Genomic DNA, 20,937 nt, shown 5'->3' on the forward strand with positions numbered 1-20,937 from the left:
CGACAATGGCTAATAATCGTCATGAAATTGTAGAAAAAAATGTCGGCCTTCTTGCAATCCTGATCGTGATTGCTATCAGTTTCGGTGCCTTGGTGGAAATTACCCCATTGCTCTACCAAGACCAAACAACTGAGCCGGTTGAGAACCTTCGCCCATATACAGCATTGGAAATGGAAGGCCGTGATATTTACATCCGTGAAGGCTGTAACGTTTGTCACAGCCAGATGATCCGTCCTTTCCGTTCGGAAACCGAGCGCTATGGCCACTACTCTGTAGCTGGTGAAAGTGTCTGGGAACACCCTTTCCTTTGGGGCTCAAAACGTACAGGTCCTGATCTAGCCCGCGTTGGCGGACGTTATTCAGATGACTGGCACCGTGTTCACCTTCGCGATCCTCGTGCTGTGGTTCCTGAGTCAAACATGCCGGGCTTCCCATGGCTGGAAGAGAATGTGCTGGATGGCAAACTGACCTCGAAGAAGCTTGCAATCTTCAAGAATCAGTTCGGTGTGCCTTACACCGACGAGCAGGTGGCTAATGCCGGCGAGGAAGTGAAAGGCAAGACTGAGATGGATGCAATCATTGCTTACCTCCAGTCACTCGGTCACGCAATGAAATAAGGGGACGCCATGGATATTGGAACCATTCATAGCATTTGGACACTGATACTGTTCGGTAGCTTTATTGGTATTGTCCTTTGGGCTTACAGTAAACGCCAAAAATCTCGTTTCGATGAGGCTGCAAACCTGGTTTTCGCAGACGAAGAAAAAGATTTGGCAACGCGTGAGAATGACAGGAGTTAGGAAACATGACTACGTTTTGGAGTCTATGGATAACAATCATCACGCTAGGTACCCTAACCGGTATTGCTGCCCTACTAATCTGGTGTAGCAAGGACAAAATGGGTGTTGAAGATGGTGAGGATATGGGACATGAATACGACGGTATTCGTGAGATCAACAACCCACTGCCTAAATGGTGGTCCTACATGTTCTGGGGCACCATTATTTTCGGCCTGCTTTACCTATTCCTTTTCCCAGGTTTGGGTAACTACAAAGGCTTCCTGGGCTGGCAGAGCTCAGATCAAACAGTTCGCTCTATCGAGGAGTCTAAATTGGCAATTGCCAATGCCCAGAAAGAGCAACGTTTGAACCAGTACGCAAAAGAGCTGGATGATGCCCAAACGCGTTTTGGCGAGACCTTCAAGACACTGGCATATGATGGTTCTGGTAATACGCTATTGCCAATCACGCAGATTGCTGAAAGTGAAGAGGCTATCAAAGTCGGTCAGCGATTGTTCTTGCAGAACTGTGCTCAGTGCCACGGCTCAGACGCCCGTGGCCAGCTTGGCTACCCTAACCTAACTGATGGTGCTTGGTTGTACGGTGGTGAAGCCGAAACTATCAAGACAACCATTATGGAAGGTCGCCAAGGTGTGATGCCTGGTTGGATTGAAACGCTGGGTAAAGATGGTGTGACAGAAGTAGCTAGCTATGTGCTAAGCATGTCTGGACGTAGTGTCAATGCCAAAGAAGCGGCGGCTGGTAAGCAGAAGTTTGTTGTTTGTGCAGCGTGTCATGGTACGGATGGTAAGGGTAATCCAGCATTTGGGGCGCCTGACCTGACAGATAACACATGGCTATACGGCGGTTCTCGTCGCGCGGTTGAAGCAACCATTGCGCACGGTCGCCAGGGCGTGATGCCAGCGTGGAAAGATATTCTGGGTGAAGAAAAAGTTCAGGTTATCTCTGCTTACGTTTGGAACCTAAGTAACGACACATCAAAGTAACAACTCAAACAACACTCAGTTACAATTTGTTCAATCTTTTTGTACAAATACCTGAGACTTAACGACAAGCCCCTGTTATCTTCAGGGGCTAAATCCCTCTAAGCGACATAGGTAATCAATATGGGTAAACCTTGGTATAAGCAGTTCTGGCCATGGTTCGTTTTTGCCATCCCTGCTACTTCAATTGTTTATAGCCTGACAGCTGTCTATATCTTTTCTCAGAACAAAGTCGATCTAGTCGCTGAAGATTATTACAAAAAAGGCAAGGCGATTAACCTCGACCTATCACGCCTTCGCGTTGCCGATGCATTGAACTTAAAAGCGCAAGTTGCTGTTAGTGACAAAGACATCAACGTTTTTTTCAATAAAGGTGATCTAGATAACTATCCAAATTTGCGTGTGACATTCACACACCGTACTCTAGCTAATAAAGATTTTACTCAAATGGTGAGCGCCGATTTATCAGGGACTTATCGCTTTGAATCTCCAGAGGTTATTGAAGGTCCATGGTTTGTTGAGCTAGAACCATTTGATGGAGACTGGATGTTACAAGGACGTGTTAACCTGCCAACATCCGACCCGATTTCGCTGTACGGGCAGATTAAGGAATGACGAAAGACTGTTATCACTGCGGCGATCCTGTTCCACAGGATTGCCATCACCATGTAGAAATTCTTGGCCAAACTCGTGAAATGTGCTGCCCAGGTTGTGAAGCCGTGGCACAAACCATTGTTGATAGTGGCCTCACCTCTTATTACGAGTACCGCACTGCACCGGCAGAAAAAGCAGACTTGGTACCACAGCAACTACAATCACTCCTCCTCTATGATCATGACGAAATTCAGCAAGAGTTCGTCCGTGACAACGAAAATTGCAAAGAAGCATCGCTTTCTCTCGATGGCGTATCCTGTGCGGCCTGTGCATGGCTGATTGAAAAACAGTTAATGCGTGAGCCTGGTGTTGTTTCGATCAAAGTCAATACAACCACGCACCGAGCTCTACTCGCTTGGGATCCTGACAGCGTAAAACTCAGCCATCTTTTGGGGGTTATCCACCGCCTAGGCTACAAAGCGGCTCCTTTTGAAGCAGACGCTCAAGAACAGCAGTACCACCGCACCATGAAGGGCTACCTCTATCGTCTCGGTATTGCCGGAATCGCCACTATGCAGGTGATGATGCTGGCAGTAGCCCTGTATTTTGAAATCTTTGGTGATCTAGATGCCGAGTTCAAAAACTACCTTCGCTGGGTAAGCCTGATTTTCGCTACACCGGTGCTTCTCTATTCTGCGCTTCCTTTTTATCTCAACGCATGGCGTAACCTGAGGGCGCGAACCCTAGGGATGGACGTCCCTGTTTCCATTGCCTTACTGTTCGCATACGTCGCCAGTCTTTACGCTACGGTAATGGAAAAAGGCGAAGTATTCTTCGAATCGATTTCGATGTTTACATTTTTCCTTTTGCTAGGACGTTTTCTCGAGATGCGAGCTCGTCGCCACGCAGCAGCAGCCAGTGCCAACCTGCTCAAGCTTGTTCCTGCAATGGCCACATTGGAAGATGGCTCCCAGATAGCAGCAAAAACACTGAAGGTCGGTGACGTTGTCACGGTATTGCCAGGTGAAAGCCTGCCTGCGGATGGGGAGATAGTGAAAGGCCAAACGGCTATTGATGAATCAATGCTGACCGGCGAATCAATGCCGGTTACCAGAACAGTTGGCGATGCGGTTTTTGCCGGAACGATCAATGGCGACAGCCATATTACGCTGAAAGTAACCAAAGATCGGCAGAACTCTTTGATTTCCAATATCGTTCGCCTCCAGGACGAAGCACAGAGCTCTAAGCCCAAAGTGGCAGAGATTGCAGACATTGTCGCCCGCTATTTTGTTGCTGCCATCTTGATCATTTCTGCGGCTACTTGGCTTTACTGGTACCAGCACCGCCCAGAAGATGCTCTCTGGATCACGCTGGCGGTATTGGTTGCAACCTGTCCGTGTGCTCTTTCCCTTGCAACGCCTACAGCGCTCACCTGTTCAACGTCTAGTTTGGGACGACTGGGAATACTGTTAAGACGCGGGCATGTGTTGGAAACCCTGTGTAATGTTAATCAGATCGTGATTGATAAAACGGGTACCCTGACCGAAGGTAATATTCGACTTGTCCAAACACAGGTCTTCAATAACCATAGTAATGAGCAGGCCCTAATCATCGCTGCTGAATTGGAGCGTTTTGCTAATCACCCAATTGCCCGCGCATTTTCAATTTACCGCGAAGAGGTTCCCCTATTCAGTGATGTTGAGAATGTCATCGGTAGTGGCCTAAAGGGATCGCTAGATGGTAACGAGTGGCGAATTGGTAAAGCGAGTTTTGCCCTAGAGCTGAATCCCGATAAAGAGCAACTCCTTGCTGCATGTGACAACCGCCTTCAAGTTTGGCTAAGTTGCAATGCCGAGTTAGTCGCAGGCTTTATGCTGGATGATCCAATCCGCGAAGACAGCCCTGAGCTTATCAAGCAATTTCAGGCCCAAGGGATGCAAGTTACGATGCTGACAGGCGATCATTCTGCATCAGCCAAACTTGTGGCTGATAAATTGGGTGTTGATCACCTTGAAGCCGGCGTATCTCCGGAAGGTAAGCTGGATTACCTGAGAAGCCTAGATAAAGATAAAGTTGCCCTAATGATCGGTGATGGTGTTAACGATGCCCCTGTACTCGCTGGTGCACACCTTTCTGTTGCTATGGGTGGAGGCACGGATATAGCCAAATCATCGGCTGATATGGTATTACTGGGTGATCAGTTGTCTCGCATTTTGCGTGCTAGAAAGCTGGCACAAAAAACGCGCAAGATTATCCGAGAAAACTTGGCTTGGGCGCTTGGTTACAACTTGATCATCCTGCCCCTAGCCGTCGCAGGTTTTGTGGCCCCTTATATCGCGGTCGTAGGCATGTCTGGCAGTTCTATCATCGTTGTTTCAAATTCTTTAAGGTTATTAAAAGAAAATGGCTAGTCTTTACTTGTTAATCCCAATCGCGATTGTCTTCGTATGTATAGCCGTAGGGATTTTTCTCTGGGCTGTTCGCAGCGAGCAGTTTGAAGATCTTGAGCGACAAGGATACGACATTCTGTTTGATGAAGATGAGTCAAAACCAACCGAAAGCACTACGGAAAAGCCTGCATCTAAAATAAGTGGTTCCCATGGTGAGCGTTGATTTTTATGCTGCTTTCATCATAGGCCTGATGGGGGCTGGCCACTGTTTAGGGATGTGTGGAGGTGTTTCTGCTGCTATCACCCTGGGCATACAGAACAATCAACAGTCTTCACGTTGGCCATATTTAGTGTTATATAATTTCGGCAGAATCGCGTCGTACATGATTGCCGGTGCGATTATCGGTGGTGCATTTGCAAGCTTGGCAAACTATGGTGGGCAAGCAGCAGCTCTAGCATCACTGCGCTTGCTTGCAGCGGCTATGATGATCTTGCTTGCGTTATATATAGGCCAATGGTGGCATGGTGTCAGCAAAATCGAGGGGCTGGGTAAAGGTCTATGGCGATACCTATCGCCGGCAGCCAAGAACCTGCTACCTTTACGCACCCCATTGGCGGCTATCCCCTTCGGTGTGATCTGGGGATGGCTACCATGCGGTTTGGTGTATTCCACGCTGAGCTGGGCAGCGGTTGCAGGTAGTGCCACATCAGGCGCTACTGTGATGCTGGCCTTTGGATTAGGTACATTGCCCGCTATGTTCGCGGTTGGCTCAATGGCGAGTCATCTGCAAAAGTGGCTTAAAAATCTATACTTTAAGAGAGCGAGCGCCTTGCTGTTATTGGCCTACGGGGTTCATACTGGTTATATCGCAATCAAACAAATAATGTAGGCTTTTTTAATACTCGTCATAATGATTCATATTATGTTAAAATATTGACCTACATCAAATTGGTTAGACAGGCTTATGATTTCAGACAAACTAACAACCAAACGTATCCAATCAGGCGGATGTGCGATCCACTGTCAGGATTGCAGCATCAGTCAGTTGTGTATTCCATTTACGTTGAATGAGTCTGAGCTAGATCAGCTAGATCAAATTATCGAACGCAAGAAGCCCATCCAGAAAGGCCAAGAACTTTTCAAAGCCGGTGATGAGCTGAAATCGCTATATGCAATTCGTTCGGGTACCATCAAGAGCTACACCATTACTGAGCAAGGTGATGAGCAAATCACTGCCTTTCACTTGGCCGGCGATCTCGTCGGTTTCGATGCTATCAATGAAATGATGCACCCGAGCTTTGCCCAGTCTTTGGAAACTTCGATGGTATGTGAAATTCCGTTTGAAATTCTGGATGATCTGTCAGGGAAAATGCCAAAACTTCGTCAGCAAATCATGCGTCTGATGAGTAATGAGATTAAAGGCGATCAGGAAATGATTTTGCTGCTCTCCAAAAAGAATGCCGAGGAGCGCCTTGCTGCCTTCTTGTACAACTTGTCTCTTCGTTTTTCACAGCGTGGCTTCTCACCGCGTGAATTCCGCCTTACGATGACACGTGGTGATATCGGGAACTATTTAGGCCTAACCGTTGAAACAATCAGCCGTCTACTCGGTCGTTTCCAGAAGTCTGAAATGTTGAGTGTCAAAGGTAAGTACATCACGATCCTTAACCACGAAGAGCTAGCGAAGCTTGCTGGTGTAAATAAAAACACTATCGCCTAAGTGAATGATTGTAAAAAGTGATACGCGAGCCGTATCACTTTTTTTATATTAATTTCATACCGTCACTCCCCTATTCTTTCCCTTTACGTTAAAGTTATTAGTATCCAAAGACGCTTTTTGTGACATATTCATAACAAGAACCTGATTTGGGTAAAATAACTCTGAATGTTTCTCTGCCCAAAAGTGACAGATTGATATCATTCCTTTGAGGGAACAGAGACTGGTTTAGATGCCAACACGGTTAGTGTAAGGGGGCAGTTATGACCAAGTACAGCAATATCCTCGTTGTTGCCGATCCTGCACAGGATCATCAACCAGCATTGTCTCGCGCTATACACCTTGCTCGTCGTTCAGACGATGTAAGAATTACCCTTTTCCTTGCAATCTATGACTTCTCCTACGAGATGACCTCGATGCTTTCCGCAGATGAGCGCCAGGCTATGCGCCGCGGTGTCGTGATGCAACGAGAAGAATGGCTCAAAGATCTTATCCGTCCTTACACGGACGACGGTTTCAACATCCAACTCACTGTTGTATGGCATAACCGACCTTATGAAGCCATCATTGCAGAAATCTTTAGCAACCACCACGACCTGCTCATCAAAGCAACCCATGATCACGATAAGATTGGCTCGGTGATTTTTACCCCGACCGATTGGCACCTGTTACGTAAGTGCCCTTGTCCAGTTCTGATGGTGAAGGATCACAGTTGGCCGGAAAACGGAAAAATTCTAGCCAGCGTGAATCTTGCCGCTGATGATGAAACTCATGAACAGCTTAACGACGCCATTGTAGAAGAAGCTAAGTCTATCGCTGATCTACTCGGGGCTGAAGTTAATTTGGTGAATGCCTATCCTGCAACCCCGGTTAACATCACTATTGAGTTGCCGGAGTTTGACCCAGCCTCTTATACCGATGCTGTCAGAGGGCACCATCTCAAGTCCATGAAAGCACTTCGTCATAAGCACGGATTACCCGAAGAGCAGACCCATGTCCTTGAAGGGCTGCCTGAAGACATCATTCCCCAGGTTGCGGAAGATATCGATGCAGAACTGGTGATTTTAGGGACAACAGGACGTACTGGACTCTCTGCTGTTTTCATTGGTAATACCGCTGAGCACACCATCGACAGTCTGAATTGCGACCTGCTAGCATTAAAACCGGAAGGCTATATCAGCCCTTTGAGTCCTAACCTTCCGTAAGAAGAAAGCCTCGCAAGAGGCTTTTTTTTATAACTACTGTAATTCGATGGGCTGTACCGGTTGAACCTGGTTACTCGGCGGCCTTTCTTCTGCATCAGCCAGTTTTTTCAAGAAAGCCGTTATGTAGAGTTCATTACGAATCTTATTGCAGTAAGCATGGCTGATGTTTCGACGGTTCCACTCACTGGCAATAGCAACCCGAGTATGCGTGGATCGACGTCCAAAGGCGTAAGTTTCGCATATTTCAAGGTTGGTCATTTGCTGAGGTGTTTTGGTCACAGTACTGCTGCGCATACCTAGCTGCTGGGATTGAGATGATGAGCAGCCTGCCAAGATAGATAAGCAAAATGCAACAAGCGCTGTTTTGATAGGCTTTGAGCGGCGAATCATGGATGGTATAAGCATAATATTGATTTATAATGATTTGTTGTCTTTCGCCATTATAACCGATTACGACTTACATCCAATCTTAATTAGTCTCTTTGCTATGAGCCAGCGGCATAGCATCAAATATTGCCGATAAAAAAGGGCTGATGAGCACACATCAGCCCTAAAAAGGATTCGATTTTGGGGATTTAGTTAGCAGTATTGTAGTGGTATTCAAACACTGACTTGCTTGAATCATGAACTCGGGCATCGCCAACATGGCCAGCAGGCATCGATGCATCACCTGAAGTGTTCAACTGGGCTTGCAGTACACTCATCGCTGGTGTGTTAGCCTGCTGGATGAGATGTGTTGTTGGTGCACTACGTTCGCCTGCTGTTGATAGGTGATAGTCAAGTACATCGTTTGCCATTACCTGAGAAGACAGAACCAAAGCGCTGATGATAACGAAAGCTGATTTTTTCATAACCTACCTCTGTGTGTATTATCAGTACCCTCTGTCCATGAGAGTGTTGAGAAATTTTTTCAGTGAGTTTTGAACTCCCTCACTTGATGTACACATTGTATGGTGGCTCGTGTCTTAAACCCATGGCAGAAATGGATTAGTGAAATATCATCAACGCATCTCTGAATGAAAGCTTAATGCTAATTTGCTATTTCACTTTCACTCATTATGCCGAGTTACCTTGATCTCCTTGAGCAACTGCTCTATCCAGCGATACTTTTCAGTATTCCAGTGCTTCTGGTTATAGGCGATGACAATATCCATAATGTCACGTCGAAATGCATGCCCCTGCTCATCCATCTCAACGAATTGGTATTTATTTTGGTCGACGATATGATAAAGCTCGCGCGGGGCGATAAACAGCATATCTTCACTTCTAATAGCTTGCAGGATCGGTATGGCGTGCTGGCTACGAAATGCTGGCTTAACATTCAAATTTACATACTTTCTTACCAGCTCCATTTGTTCATTAAACCCTGGCACTACCATACCGGCCCAGCGGTAGTTATCCAGCTCTTCAATGGGAATCGTCCTGTGCTCCTCAATGAGTCCGCGACGACAGATAAAACCAAATTGGCTCTTAGCAATATTCTTCTGGTAGATAGTTTTTGGTGTCGTTAAAGGCTGGTAAGTGATCGCCAAATCGCAGCGGCCATCTTGGAGTTGGCTTAAAGTGCTGGAACCAAAACTATATAACTCAAGTTCAACTTTTGGACAATGACGATTAAATAAGTGATATATCTCAGTTCCATAACTCTCAATCAAGAAACCGTTAAGTGCTATTCGGAACCGGCCTTCCATTTCAGCGGGGTTAAATTGCTTGCTTTCTAATGCTTTCTCAAGTTGTGTATAGATCCCTGGCAATACAGCAGCTAGCTCTTCTGCTCGAGGGGTTAATTTAAGTCCCCGATTATGGCGAACAAAAAGCTGATCATCAAACGCTTCACGAAGACGCCCCAGCGCCCTACTCACTGCCGGTTGGCTGGTATCCAGTTTGTCTGCTGCACGGTGGGTGTTTTTCTCTTCCAGTAAAACAAGTAATACCTTAAGCAGATTAAGGTCAAGGTTATTGAGGTTCATTCATATCCCTTTCATCCCATGCTGATTTTATATACTAAGCGTATTATTAAAGTGATATCCAGCCTAATCACTGCCATAAACATTGATTGACCATTAATTCATCGCCTATGCGAGTAGAGTCAAGATAATCTAATATATTCACCCCCTGGCTGGTTTTCTGTAGAGCTATTCGCTCAAGCTATCAATAGCGATAAGCCGAATATATTTATTATTGGGGGCCAGCTGTAGAGAGACTTTACCGCTAAAACTTCCCACAGAGTTTACAACCAGAAGGCTTCATATCTATTGGCTTAGATTGACATAGAGGGCAAACCTTAGAAAATTTTATCAAGCTTTTTCGATAGCCATAGCACTTTTCTTTGGCTGTTATTTCATGCGCTAACTCATCAGAAAACTGTGAGTGATAATCATCGCTTATTGCCAACATAACATCGCTAGGAATGGATTTATTACTGTTAATTAGAGAGTTCAATCGCTCATAAATGATTCGGCTTGAGGTCATGGCACTTATTGAATACTCGTATTTCTCTTCCCATTTGGCAATAAGCGCCCAGAGGGACATTATAAGCTGAACCAACAAAATTATAGATATAATCGCGATAAGAGTGCTTTTAATCGCTGGATGTTCATTATCAAATAATACTAAACATAGTAAAGAGACTGGGATTGCCAGTCCCAAATACACAATAACGTTACGCAGTCGACACAGCCTTCGTTTTCTTTTCTCAAAGATTTCAATTGCCCCATAAGTATGAAACCTCATTTCCATCAGATGTATAGGCATACCCACCTCAAACGACATATAGCTGAAACGCAACGTCCAGTAATTATTAGATTATATGTCATATATACCCAAGTGACTTCAAGTTACTTGGTATAACATCTTGCACTTCACTAAACGGAAGAAGAAGAGGCAATTAGCTGGCTATCGTTAACTTAACAGGCATTAAAAACCGACTAGTTGCAAAGGAATTGCATGAAGCGGGATAAAAGAAGGGAGAATAATGACTATTCTCCCCTTCAATATTAGATGTTTGTCACATCAATGAACATAGACTCGTCAATATTCGTAGACGAAACAGTGGCTTCACTGAATTGGTATTCTTCTCGCTCACCTTCACGATCTAGCGGAAGATTCACAAAGTCAAACAGATCTCTATCAGCCAGCTGGCTTGGGCTAACATTTTGAATCGACTTGAAGATACTCTCGACACGACCCGGCGTCTTCTTGTCCCAATCAATCAGCATTGCCTTGATCGCCTGACGCTGTAAGTTCTCTTGCGAGCCACATAGGTTGCAAGGAATGATTGGGAACTCCTTATGCTCTGCGTACTTGATCAGATCTTTTTCACGACAGTATGTTAGAGGGCGGATCACAACGTTACGGCCATCATCAGAACGTAGCTTAGGCGGCATCGCTTTTAGACGCGAGCCGTGGAACATGTTCAAGAACATAGTTTCTACGATATCGTCCATATGGTGGCCCAAAGCCAGTTTTGTCGCGCCAATTTTTTCAGCAAACGAGTACAAGGTACCACGGCGTAGGCGAGAACAAAGACCGCAAGTTGTTTTGCCTTCAGGAATCTTCTCCTTAACAACAGAGTAGGTATCTTTGTCCACAATGTAGTACGGAATATTGAGGGTCTCAAAATAGTCCGGCAGGATATGTTCAGGGAAGCCCGGCTGTTTCTGATCAAGGTTTACCGCGACAACTTCAAACTTAATTGGTGCCGCTTTTTGAAGATTCAATAGGATATCTAACATCGCAAATGAATCTTTGCCACCACTGATGCATGCCATCACAACATCATTTTCTTCAATCATGTTGTAATCAATAATGGCATTACCAACATTCCTTCGAAGGCGCTTCTGAAGTTTGTTGAACTCAAGTGTTTCTTTTCTAGTATCTGTTTGATTCATTGCGATTTCTCACACTACCGATAGTACCGGCTGTTGATTTCCTGATTGGATTTTCGTAAGGCGTGGATTATACGGATTTTTTAAGCCAGTTGAAATATTTGTCTGCGATAGGTGCGATCCCTCGATACGCCCTGATATGCAACCAGCATTTACATGACGGGCAGCCCACCACAAGTAATGCATGTTTGCGAAAAAGCCGTACCAAACTGATACGGCTCTCTACTCTTTGACTACTAGGGCTATCGGTTACTTAAACAGGCCAATAAAGAAAAGCTTGATGTAATCAATCAAACGGCTGAACAGCCCACCTTTTTCAACGGATTCCAGCGCAACCAAAGGCACTTCAGCAACGTCTTTACCATCTACCTGGTAGAAAATCTTGCCGACAATTTCCCCTTCATTGATCGGTGCTGTCAACTCAGATGTCAGTTCTACGGAAGCCTTCATCTTGCTCACGTCACGGCGTGACAAGGTCACGTATGTATCTTCCATTGTGCCCAGCGAGATGGTATCAGTATTGCCCATCCACACTTTTTCTTTAATCAGCTCATCACCTTGTTTATGCGGAGAAACCGTTTGGAAGAAGCGGAAGCCATAATTCAGTAGCTGCTTACTTTCTGCCTCTCGGGCTTTCGGGCTGCTCGATCCCATTACAACCGAAATCAGACGCATGTCCCCTTCGGTTGCAGAGCTCGCAAGGCTGTAACCTGCCCCACCCGTATAGCCGGTTTTCATACCATCAACATTAAGGCTACGGTCACCTAGCAACCCATTGCGGTTTCGCTGAGTAATGTTGTTATAGGTAAACGACCTCTCGCTGTAGATTGAATAGATATTTGGCAAGTCATTAATCAAGGCCCGGCCCAGCAACGCGATATCATACGGTGTCGAATACAGCTTATCGCTATCAAGGCCGTGCGGGTTTGAAAATGACGTGTTGTTCATATTGAGTTTTTTGGCCCAAGAGTTCATCAGGCTAACAAACGCCCCTTCTGAACCCGCAACATGCTCTGCAATGGCAACACTGGCATCGTTGCCTGATTGAACAATCAAGCCACGATACAAATCCATCATGTTAACCTCGGTGTTAACCTCAATGAACATTTTTGATGAGTCCGGGAAGTTCCTGGCCCAAGCATTGCGACTGATCACAACAAGATCATCTTCACTAATGTTGCCGCTTTTCATTTCCTGGCCGGCCACATAGCTAGTCATTAGTTTTGTTAAACTTGCCGGGTTAAGTTGCTCGTGGGCATTCTTCTCTACCAATACCTGACCTGTATGGTAATCCATCAATACATAACCTTTTGCCCCCAGAACCGGTGCATCAGGAATGACTGTAGGTGCAGCAAAGGCAGAGGCCGAAAGACAGAGTGTACCTGCAGTTAAGGTGCGAAAAGTGTGTTTCAGTTGTATTTTCATTTTTCTCGCCGTCGATGGTGTCATTGGGAGCAGTATATCTAACCCAAGCATGAAATCTCGTATGCTTTACGAAGTCTTACGTTATTGTAAAATCCGTTACAACTGGGCATTTAAGTTAGCGTGTTTTTTAACCCAAGATATAAAATTTTGAGCAAGATTTCCTGCTTAACTTCGCGTATTTCGATGCTAAATGGATTCAAACAAGACCGGAACCCAACTATCAAGGCATGGCGGATGCGCTAAAATGCCGTTAGGATGAAGTAACGAGGCACTTTCTCAGGCAGAGATGAGTCAACTTAAGGAATGACAATGACTTTCTATCAAAAATTAGTACACCATAATAAGAAAATTTCACGGCTCGAACACCTCGAGGCAATTTGTTCTTGGGATCAGGCTGCGATGATGCCTGAAGGCGGAAATTCCGCCCGCTCAGAAGCGTTGGCCGAGCTGGCCGTTATCAAGCATGAACTATCCATCGCTCCTTTCCTCGGCGAATGGTTTGGGCAAGCAGCCAGCGAAGAACTAGACGCAGATGAAACAATCAACCTCCGAGAAATGAAGCGAAGCTGGCAACAAGCCAATGTTGTCCCGGCCGAGTTGGTAGAAAAGAAGTCATTGGCCTGTTCCAAGTGTGAACATGCTTGGCGCACGCAAAGGGAAAACAATGACTGGCAACGATTTAGCCAGAATCTAAAAGAGGTCGTCGCATTGACAAGGCAAGAGGCACAGATTCGTGCTGAAGCGACTGGCCTAAGCCGTTATGACGCCCTACTCGATCTGTATGAGCCGGGTATGACAACCGTTGAGCTTGATGAGCTGTTCAGTGATGTGAAAAGCTGGTTGCCTGAGCTCATACAACAAATCATGGAACGGCAGAGCCAAGATATTATTATGCAGCCTGTTGGACCTTTTCCTGTCGAACAGCAGCAGGCGCTGAGCCACACTTTAATGGCTCGGCTGGGTTTTGACTTCAATCACGGCCGACTCGATAAGAGTATCCACCCTTTCTGCGGTGGCGTGCCAACCGATGTACGTATTACCACACGCTATGATGAATCCGATTTTACATCGGCACTGATGGGCGTTATCCATGAGACCGGTCACGCCCGTTACGAACAAGGCCTCCCGGAAATGTGGGCCGGCCTGCCCGCTGGCAAAGCCCGTTCAATGGGAGTTCATGAATCTCAAAGCCTGTTTTTTGAGATGCAATTGTCCAGAAGCGAGCTCTTTATCGATATTTTGGCACCGCTGGCCGCTGATATATTCCAACGCAATGATGACCCAGCGTTGTCCTCTGAAAATCTCACTTTGCTCAACACCCGAGTAAAACCCGGGCTTATTCGCGTTGACGCTGATGAAGCGACCTATCCGGCACATGTCATTCTGCGCTACGAGATCGAACGCGATCTGGTAGAGGGTAAAATTGAAGTCGAAGATATTCCCGAGCTGTGGGACAAAAAAATGTCCGAGTACTTGGGAATATCAACGAAGGGTAACTTCTCTGACGGTTGCATGCAGGACATCCATTGGACCATGGGAGCTTTTGGCTATTTCCCTTCTTATACCCTAGGTGCCATCTATGCAGCGCAGTTTATGGCGGCGATCAAAAAAGAAATGAATGTTGATAGCTTAATTCGTGAGCGCAACCTTCAACCAATCTTCAACTGGCTTGATCGCCATGTTTGGAAGCGTGCGTCGACAGTATCAACCGATCAGCTACTGATTGACGCAACCGGCGAAAGACTCAATGCCCAGTTCTTCAAGCAGCATTTAGAACAGCGCTACTTGAAATAACACCTTGTCTGATAATAAAAAGCCGCTAAACAATAGCGGCTTTTTTGTGCTGGTTGACCAATGTCTCAAGATTCACATCAAGCTCAGTTCAAGCACCGAATTGACTGAATCTCCATTCCATTTGTAGGTAAAGTGTCGGCTTTGGCACACCTTGGTTACCAGTACCGGTTTAAACAGCACATAACAGTCATGCCCCTGGTGGCGAACGGACTGATAGACAATGCCATCGCCTCTTGCCGATTTGACTTCGGTTGCCAACGCTTGCGAGTGGGCATAATTCGTCGGGTGGTACAGCGGCGAATCGAGCAGATGCCGTTCACGTAAATCCACCAAGTCAGCATTGAACCATGCATCGATGCAGCGCATCTGGATATCCTGCGCAGGCTCGTTAGTATAACCCATCACTCTTTCAATATGATGCACCGTCTCTTTGATTGCGGTATTCACTTCGGGTGACGCATAATAGCCGCCAAAATCAGAAGTATTGAATCTGGCACCATCGGGATTCACGTGGGTAAACGCTGCCATTACATAACTGCAATGAGGGATCCCTACCAACCTTTCTTCTGGATGAATACGGCCAAAATCTCCGGTTTCCTCTGCTAACCTGGGATTCGTAATTGCCTCAATCGCAAAAATAGCTTCCAGCTGCTCTGGCTCAGCCACGTCTTCATACAGGTTTATGGGTGGGTATTTAGATGGGATCAAACGATAACAAAGCTGTTCATAAAAAGACGACTTACCCATTTCTTCAATATTGATGTCCATCAAGATTGTCCACCACGCCATGCATTCAATCGCGATGCGACTTGGTACAAGTCAACCACTTTTCCCTGACACATAATTTCCATTGCCGAGCGGCCGGCAAAGAAAGGATGGTTATTGGGCTTTTGCACCCAATTATAAACACTCTCTTCTGCAGTAAACATAATACGTAGGCACTTATGAATGTTTAGTATATAACTCATTCTTTCCAAGAGGTCCTTTGACACTTTGGCAGACTCGGGATGAGTTCGATACTTATTCAGTGTTGAGCGGCTGGTTAAGCCAAGCAGAGCCATCTGCTGATTTTGGCTGCATGACCACTTATCAAGAATGTTGAATACAACTGGCAAAACGGTATTGCCCGCCTGTGCAAGTTGCTGGGATTGGGTTGCTTGCGCTGCATTCATCATCGTTACTCCACTTGTCCATATATGGGCAAAGTTAGCACAAAAGAACAAAAACAACCACCCGAGCTTGTTAGATGTTGTCTCGATTAGTGGCCAAGCGATAGCCAAAAAAATACCCAGCGAATGCTGGGTATCTCATTGAACAACTGTATCGGGTTAGCAATTAGGATTGCTTATACTTTGCCGTGTTCTCGGCAATCTTCACAATCACTTTTACGGCTTGTTCCATACCTTCAATCGTGATGAACTCGTGAATACCATGGAAGTTATAACCGCCAGTAAAGATGTTTGGACAAGGTAACCCCATAAACGACAGGCGAGCGCCGTCTGTACCGCCTCGGATCGGCTTGATTTCAGGTTTTACATCACACTCAATCATGGCCTGTTTCGCCAGTTCGATGATGTGTGGGTGAGGCTCAACCATTTCGCGCATATTGTTGTAGCAGTCAGTTAGAACCAACTCGACACGACCTTTGGTCAGCTTACCGTTAAGCTCGTCTACTTTGGCCTGCATGAAGGCTTTGCGGCGCTCCAACCCTTCGCGGTCAAAATCGCGAATAATATAGCCAAGTTCAGTGCGTGCGACGGCTGGCTCCATTGATTTGAGATGATAAAAGCCCTCGTAGCCTTCTGTACACTCAGGGGTTTCCTCCGCTGGCATCATCAGCTGGAACTGCGCCGCAATATTCATGGCATTGACCATCTTATTCTTGGCTGTCCCTGGGTGGACATTGACACCATGGCAAATAACATCAGCCGACGTCGCATTGAAGTTCTCATACTCCAGCTCACCGACAGGACCGCCATCAATGGTATAAGCCCATTTTGCACCGAACTTTTCAACATCAAACAAGTTTGCACCGCGGCCAATTTCCTCATCCGGCGTGAAGCCGATGCAAATGTCGCCATGTTCAATTTCAGGGTTAGCCTTTAAATAAGCGACGGCAGTGATGATTTCCGCAATACCCGCTTTGTTGTCCGCACCAAGCAGTGTCGTCCCGTCCGTTGTGATCAGGTTGTGGCCATGAAGCTTATTGAGATCAGGGTACTGGATTGGCGACAATACTTCGTCACCAATACCTAGCGCGATATCTCCGCCCTGGTAGTTCTCAACAATCTGAGGTTTCACATCTTTGCCGGAAGCGTCAGGGGCTGTATCCATGTGGGCAATAAAACCAATTGCAGGCACCTCATGGTTAACATTTGATGGCAGCAGGGCTGTCAGATAACCATTGTCATCCAATGTGACATCTGAAAGACCAAGTTCAACCAGCTCCTCTTTCAGTTGCTGAGCTAATACACGCTGCCCCTCAGTACTCGGGCAGTGGGCATTGGCAGGGTTTGATTGAGTTTCAAAGCTCACGTAACGTAAAAAACGCTCAATTAAGTTATCCATGTCCCACTCATTTTGTTCAACTAAGTAATATGGCAACCAAGTATCCAGATGAGAGCAGTTAAATGAATTGCGATGAATCAGTTTTTTGTTCATTAAATGAAGATAAGTCGGTGCGCTGACCAGTTTTTTTAATGCTAATCACAGCGATACTAGCATTTTTGATTAATAAAGCCTCAGTATGAATGCTACGGTCGTATACAACGCCTTTTTCACACGGTATGAGGGGGCAATGATAGGTAACTTTCGTTTTTGCCTGTTAAATAACTCGGCGTAGCCGAAGATAAAGTGTGTGGAAATGTAAAAGGTTGATCGTCCACTATAGAACTCACATCTTATTTAGCTGCCATTCAGTATGTGTGACATCGGTGGAAAATATTTTCTCTAATAGTGCATAAGATGGCTTTAACCAAGGAGGTCTTATGCTTACTAAACTTTTTCTACCGCATGAACCGATTGAAAAGACTGTGGATGTCCAGATACCCGTAATCAATGACAATATTCCAGCCAAGCTAAAGTTGAGATACCGAAAAGGACAATTAAAAGCAAACTTACACTTCTGCAATAAAGACGGAAATGAAAAGCTTGATTTGTTCTATCCCCGCATAGCTTCTGAATTCAAACGGCAAGCCCAACTCAATTTTTCCCAATGTTGCCACTCTCGCTACTTACCCAACTCTCTTTTAACTTCTCAAGTGTCGAAATGGTGCAATGACCACGCCAAACTATATATCTCATACGAAACTCCTCATGGATTGAAGGTAACAGAACACCAAAAAGGCGGGATCAGAATCAAAGCAACGGATCGCGATTTAACAGTATAACCCTACCCTCTGTGCGCCAACGATAAAACCCGGTAAGCAAGCCGGGTTTTACCGGGCCTCAATATCAACTCACAAACTTATATTGCTCGCCCCCATGCTTTGCATATGCAAAATGACATCCTCCGGCTTTATTGATGGGTCATTGAAGAAGCGAAATAATTCGTTTGCAGCCGCTTTTTCTATAACCGGGCTAACAGCCATCGAATCAATCATGCTCGGTACTAGATTGCCCTGCTTCTCTGCCAGCTGGAAATCCTGATAAGCATCAATAGCACATGAACTGAAGCCTGATAAAGACGCATTATGGTATGGTGGCACTGACCCTTTCTGTTTGTTGAAAGCCGATATGAGCTCGGGGGTAGATACTGATTTTGCAACCTGATTCGCCACCTCAGCCTTGAGGTGCGGGCTCTTGAACAGCACCAGGCTATCCATATTGTAAATAAACCCGGGCTCATGGGCTGGCGTGGGATAACAACCAATCTTTTCCGGGAAATGACCGTTTAACGCCATCAGATCACCGGCTACCCAATCTCCAGTGATTTGAAAAGCCCGGCTCCCCTCGAGCAATTGCCGGGTTGCCGAATCCCAGGTTTGCTTGGTCAGATAAGGTAAGACTAGCGAACTAATCTGCCGAAATAAGTGCAACGCTTCCAATGTGGTCTGGCTGGAAAGCGCCTCGGCGTCCAGTTCAATATAGGCTTTTTTGTAGTATTGAGCGCCTCCTAAGCCAAAAGCAATATTCTCAAACAACTGGACAATCTGCCATGGCTCATTCCCAATAGCCAGTGGCGCAACCCCGCGCTCCTGTAGTTGCGAAAATACCTCGATTACCTGCTCCCACGTTTCCGGGATAGCGAGCTGATAACGCTCCAGCACGTCGTGGTTTACCCACATCCAATTGAGGCGATGGAGGGTTACAGGAACGGCAACATATTCACCGTTATAGCGGTGTATTTCACGGGCAACCTTAAACAAATTCTCGTCCCACGAGTGTTGTTGAGCCGCATCGTTGATGTTGTGCAAAAAACCAAGTGCTGCCCACGACTTAATCGACGGGCCCTCCAGTTGCGCGACATCCGGTGGGTTGCCGGCAATTGCTCGAGCCTGGAGGATTGACTTAGCAATTTTCCCGCCTCCTCCCTCAACAGGAACACTCAAGACGTTAAACCCATTCATTACCAGCTCTTGTTTGATAACCTGGACGGAATTGACCTCACCTTCAGATGTCCACCAATGGAGGAATTGCAGATCCTGAGCTGCGTGAGCTGAAAAAATTGAAGTGATAAGTCCTGCAATTAAAACCTTTTTCATACATCTCTCGATAAAAATAATTCTACTATCAGCCCCCTCTCAGGGTGGTTATTCAGTATCAAGTCGCCACCATGAGAACGTGCAATACTTCTTGAAATCGTTAACCCGAGGCCAGATCCGTCGACGTCTTGATCTCCGGTTCTGAAGTAAGGCTCAAAAACCTTTTCCAGCAATTTGTTTTCAATCCCAGGCCCATAGTCTCGTATGGTGATCACAAGGTATGACGCTGAGTTCAGTACCGAGATATCCACCTTTTCACCATACAAAACCGCATTATCAACCAGGTTATAAATTGAACGCTTTATCGCGACCGGTTTGCCGATGTAGTGAGTGTCCAGGATGTGTTCAAGAGACACCGTTGGCTTATGACGGTTATAATAGTCGGCACACTGAACTAAGAGGCTGCCGATGTCGATTGTCTCAGGCTCTTCATGAATGTCGGTTTCGCGAATACACTGCAAGGCCCCTTTTAGCAGCAACTCGAATTCGTTGAGCAGCTTTTCAAACCGCAACCTTGTCTGTTCATCATCGAGCATTTCAGTCCGCAATTTGAGACAAGCAAGTGGCGTTTTCAAATCATGGGATATCGCACTGAATAGCATTTCTCGGTCACGGATATACGACCGCACTCTCCGGTTCATTTTGTTAAAGGCGTGGACCGTAGCCTTCATCTCTGAACTCCCTTCCTCTTTGATCTCTTTGACCACTAACTGAGAGCCCATCAGTGTGGCCGCCTTTGCCAATGATTTAATGGGGCGCAGCTCCTTTCGGACGATCCACGCCGTGCAAAGCATCAATAGCACTGAGGTAATACCAAGAAAAATAAACTGACGTTGCTCTATAAACGGTGTAGATAAACTCGAAAATGTCACGGGTAAAACCGAAGCGATATAAAACCATTCTTGCTCGGACATTTTGATTTGCATCACTAAAATAGGGAGATTTAACTCACCCAAAACCAAGCTGTACTTGGTCCAAATCTCCGGCAGTTCATTCAGCCTGATAGCAGAATTAAAAACCCGTATATCTTCTCTTTTCGTTAACGCAACATGAATTTCTTCGACCCCGGAAAGTGAAGACATCAGTTCTTGCTCCAGCTCTTGTATCAACCATGGTGTATAACGGAAGCTTGTAAGGGTATTATTGGGAATATATTTATCATTGATAGAGATAAAAAAACGCGTTCCGCCTGATTCTCGCAACTGGCTGAGAATTAAGTGGCGATAGTTAACCGGGAGCGATTGAAAGTAACTGTAGGTATCTAATGCTCCCTCAGCTATACTCAAAGCGGTTTGTTTTATACTATCTTTTTTCTCTTCTTCATTGGCATGATACCAAATTGCCCCAGCGATTAATTCGGCAATAATAATAACTACCAGTAATGTAGCCCCAACTCGAAATGTAATTGACTTGAAAAACGGAGGAAACTTATTCATGA

At 45.8% G+C, this 20,937-nt stretch carries 22 protein-coding genes; 11 read left to right on the forward strand and 11 right to left on the reverse strand.

Features of this window, described 5'->3' with window-relative positions:
* Positions 1-5 precede the first annotated feature (5 nt).
* The 9 genes from ccoO to uspE all read left to right on the forward strand — a co-directional run bounded on the left by ccoO (position 6) and on the right by uspE (position 7,690).
* Positions 6-617 carry a cytochrome-c oxidase, cbb3-type subunit II gene (gene ccoO / locus PTW35_RS09095; RefSeq protein ID WP_281024712.1) on the forward strand — a complete coding sequence of 204 codons (612 nt, stop codon included), beginning with the start codon at positions 6-8 and terminating at the stop codon, positions 615-617.
* A gap of 9 nt (positions 618-626) precedes the next feature.
* On the forward strand, positions 627-800 hold the full coding sequence (locus PTW35_RS09100) for a CcoQ/FixQ family Cbb3-type cytochrome c oxidase assembly chaperone (RefSeq protein ID WP_039461220.1): 174 nt from the start codon (positions 627-629) through the stop codon (positions 798-800).
* Positions 801-805: 5 nt separating this feature from the next.
* Positions 806-1,786: a cytochrome-c oxidase, cbb3-type subunit III gene (gene ccoP / locus PTW35_RS09105; protein WP_281024713.1), complete on the forward strand. Its 981-nt coding sequence runs from the start codon at positions 806-808 to the stop codon at positions 1,784-1,786.
* 120 nt (positions 1,787-1,906) lie between these two features.
* Complete coding sequence (locus tag PTW35_RS09110; RefSeq protein WP_039461225.1) at positions 1,907-2,398, forward strand: FixH family protein; 492 nt, start codon at positions 1,907-1,909, stop codon at positions 2,396-2,398.
* On the forward strand, positions 2,395-4,788 hold the full coding sequence (locus tag PTW35_RS09115) for a heavy metal translocating P-type ATPase (RefSeq protein WP_281024714.1): 2,394 nt from the start codon (positions 2,395-2,397) through the stop codon (positions 4,786-4,788). The genes PTW35_RS09110 and PTW35_RS09115 overlap by 4 nt, the downstream gene beginning before the upstream one ends.
* On the forward strand, positions 4,781-4,990 hold the full coding sequence (gene ccoS / locus PTW35_RS09120; RefSeq protein WP_044623360.1) for a cbb3-type cytochrome oxidase assembly protein CcoS: 210 nt from the start codon (positions 4,781-4,783) through the stop codon (positions 4,988-4,990). The genes PTW35_RS09115 and ccoS overlap by 8 nt, the downstream gene beginning before the upstream one ends.
* Entirely contained in the window at positions 4,980-5,657 is a 678-nt protein-coding gene (locus tag PTW35_RS09125) for a sulfite exporter TauE/SafE family protein (protein ID WP_281027474.1), read from the forward strand. Before ccoS ends, PTW35_RS09125 begins: the two co-directional genes overlap by 11 nt.
* A gap of 75 nt (positions 5,658-5,732) precedes the next feature.
* Positions 5,733-6,488, forward strand: coding sequence for an FNR family transcription factor (locus PTW35_RS09130; RefSeq protein ID WP_039461230.1), 756 nt, complete (start codon positions 5,733-5,735; stop codon positions 6,486-6,488).
* Between the two features lie 260 nt (positions 6,489-6,748).
* Positions 6,749-7,690 carry a universal stress protein UspE gene (uspE, locus tag PTW35_RS09135; RefSeq protein ID WP_281024715.1) on the forward strand — a complete coding sequence of 314 codons (942 nt, stop codon included), beginning with the start codon at positions 6,749-6,751 and terminating at the stop codon, positions 7,688-7,690.
* A gap of 33 nt (positions 7,691-7,723) precedes the next feature.
* On the opposite strand, the gene PTW35_RS09140 is transcribed toward uspE, so the two are convergent.
* The 6 genes from PTW35_RS09140 to PTW35_RS09165 all read right to left on the reverse strand — a co-directional run bounded on the left by PTW35_RS09140 (position 7,724) and on the right by PTW35_RS09165 (position 13,002).
* Entirely contained in the window at positions 7,724-7,984 is a 261-nt protein-coding gene (locus tag PTW35_RS09140; RefSeq protein ID WP_231569014.1) for a hypothetical protein, read from the reverse strand.
* Positions 7,985-8,265: 281 nt separating this feature from the next.
* Positions 8,266-8,541 carry a hypothetical protein gene (locus PTW35_RS09145; RefSeq protein ID WP_281024716.1) on the reverse strand — a complete coding sequence of 92 codons (276 nt, stop codon included), beginning with the start codon at positions 8,539-8,541 and terminating at the stop codon, positions 8,266-8,268.
* Positions 8,542-8,739: 198 nt separating this feature from the next.
* Positions 8,740-9,660, reverse strand: coding sequence for a LysR family transcriptional regulator (locus PTW35_RS09150; protein ID WP_281024717.1), 921 nt, complete (start codon positions 9,658-9,660; stop codon positions 8,740-8,742).
* 241 nt (positions 9,661-9,901) lie between these two features.
* A complete protein-coding gene (locus PTW35_RS09155) occupies positions 9,902-10,444 on the reverse strand; it encodes a mobilome CxxCx(11)CxxC protein (protein WP_281024718.1) in 543 nt (180 codons plus the stop codon).
* Positions 10,445-10,686: 242 nt separating this feature from the next.
* Entirely contained in the window at positions 10,687-11,580 is an 894-nt protein-coding gene (gene ttcA, locus PTW35_RS09160) for a tRNA 2-thiocytidine(32) synthetase TtcA (protein ID WP_281024719.1), read from the reverse strand.
* A 246-nt stretch (positions 11,581-11,826) separates the two neighbouring features.
* Positions 11,827-13,002: a D-alanyl-D-alanine carboxypeptidase family protein gene (locus PTW35_RS09165; RefSeq protein ID WP_281024720.1), complete on the reverse strand. Its 1,176-nt coding sequence runs from the start codon at positions 13,000-13,002 to the stop codon at positions 11,827-11,829.
* 309 nt (positions 13,003-13,311) lie between these two features.
* On the opposite strand from PTW35_RS09165, the gene PTW35_RS09170 reads away from it, so the two are divergent.
* Complete coding sequence (locus tag PTW35_RS09170) at positions 13,312-14,796, forward strand: carboxypeptidase M32 (RefSeq protein ID WP_281024721.1); 1,485 nt, start codon at positions 13,312-13,314, stop codon at positions 14,794-14,796.
* Positions 14,797-14,868: 72 nt separating this feature from the next.
* Here the strand turns inward: PTW35_RS09170 and PTW35_RS09175 are convergent, their stop codons facing one another.
* The 3 genes from PTW35_RS09175 to pepT form a co-directional block, all read right to left on the reverse strand.
* Positions 14,869-15,564: an RES family NAD+ phosphorylase gene (locus tag PTW35_RS09175; RefSeq protein ID WP_281024722.1), complete on the reverse strand. Its 696-nt coding sequence runs from the start codon at positions 15,562-15,564 to the stop codon at positions 14,869-14,871.
* On the reverse strand, positions 15,564-15,971 hold the full coding sequence (locus PTW35_RS09180) for an MbcA/ParS/Xre antitoxin family protein (protein WP_281024723.1): 408 nt from the start codon (positions 15,969-15,971) through the stop codon (positions 15,564-15,566). Before PTW35_RS09180 ends, PTW35_RS09175 begins: the two co-directional genes overlap by 1 nt.
* A 160-nt stretch (positions 15,972-16,131) precedes the next feature.
* A complete protein-coding gene (gene pepT, locus PTW35_RS09185; RefSeq protein WP_281024724.1) occupies positions 16,132-17,364 on the reverse strand; it encodes a peptidase T in 1,233 nt (410 codons plus the stop codon).
* A gap of 419 nt (positions 17,365-17,783) precedes the next feature.
* Here pepT and PTW35_RS09190 point away from each other — a divergent pair, with 419 nt between their 5' ends.
* Positions 17,784-18,185, forward strand: a complete 402-nt coding sequence (locus PTW35_RS09190) for a hypothetical protein (protein ID WP_281024725.1) — start codon at positions 17,784-17,786, stop codon at positions 18,183-18,185.
* A gap of 69 nt (positions 18,186-18,254) precedes the next feature.
* On the opposite strand, the gene PTW35_RS09195 is transcribed toward PTW35_RS09190, so the two are convergent.
* A complete protein-coding gene (locus tag PTW35_RS09195; protein WP_281024726.1) occupies positions 18,255-19,499 on the reverse strand; it encodes an ABC transporter substrate-binding protein in 1,245 nt (414 codons plus the stop codon).
* Positions 19,496-20,935 carry an ATP-binding protein gene (locus PTW35_RS09200; RefSeq protein WP_281024727.1) on the reverse strand — a complete coding sequence of 480 codons (1,440 nt, stop codon included), beginning with the start codon at positions 20,933-20,935 and terminating at the stop codon, positions 19,496-19,498. Before PTW35_RS09200 ends, PTW35_RS09195 begins: the two co-directional genes overlap by 4 nt.
* Positions 20,936-20,937 lie beyond the last annotated feature (2 nt).

The organism is Photobacterium sp. DA100 (assembly GCF_029223585.1).
Taxonomy (GTDB): Bacteria; Pseudomonadota; Gammaproteobacteria; order Enterobacterales; family Vibrionaceae; genus Photobacterium.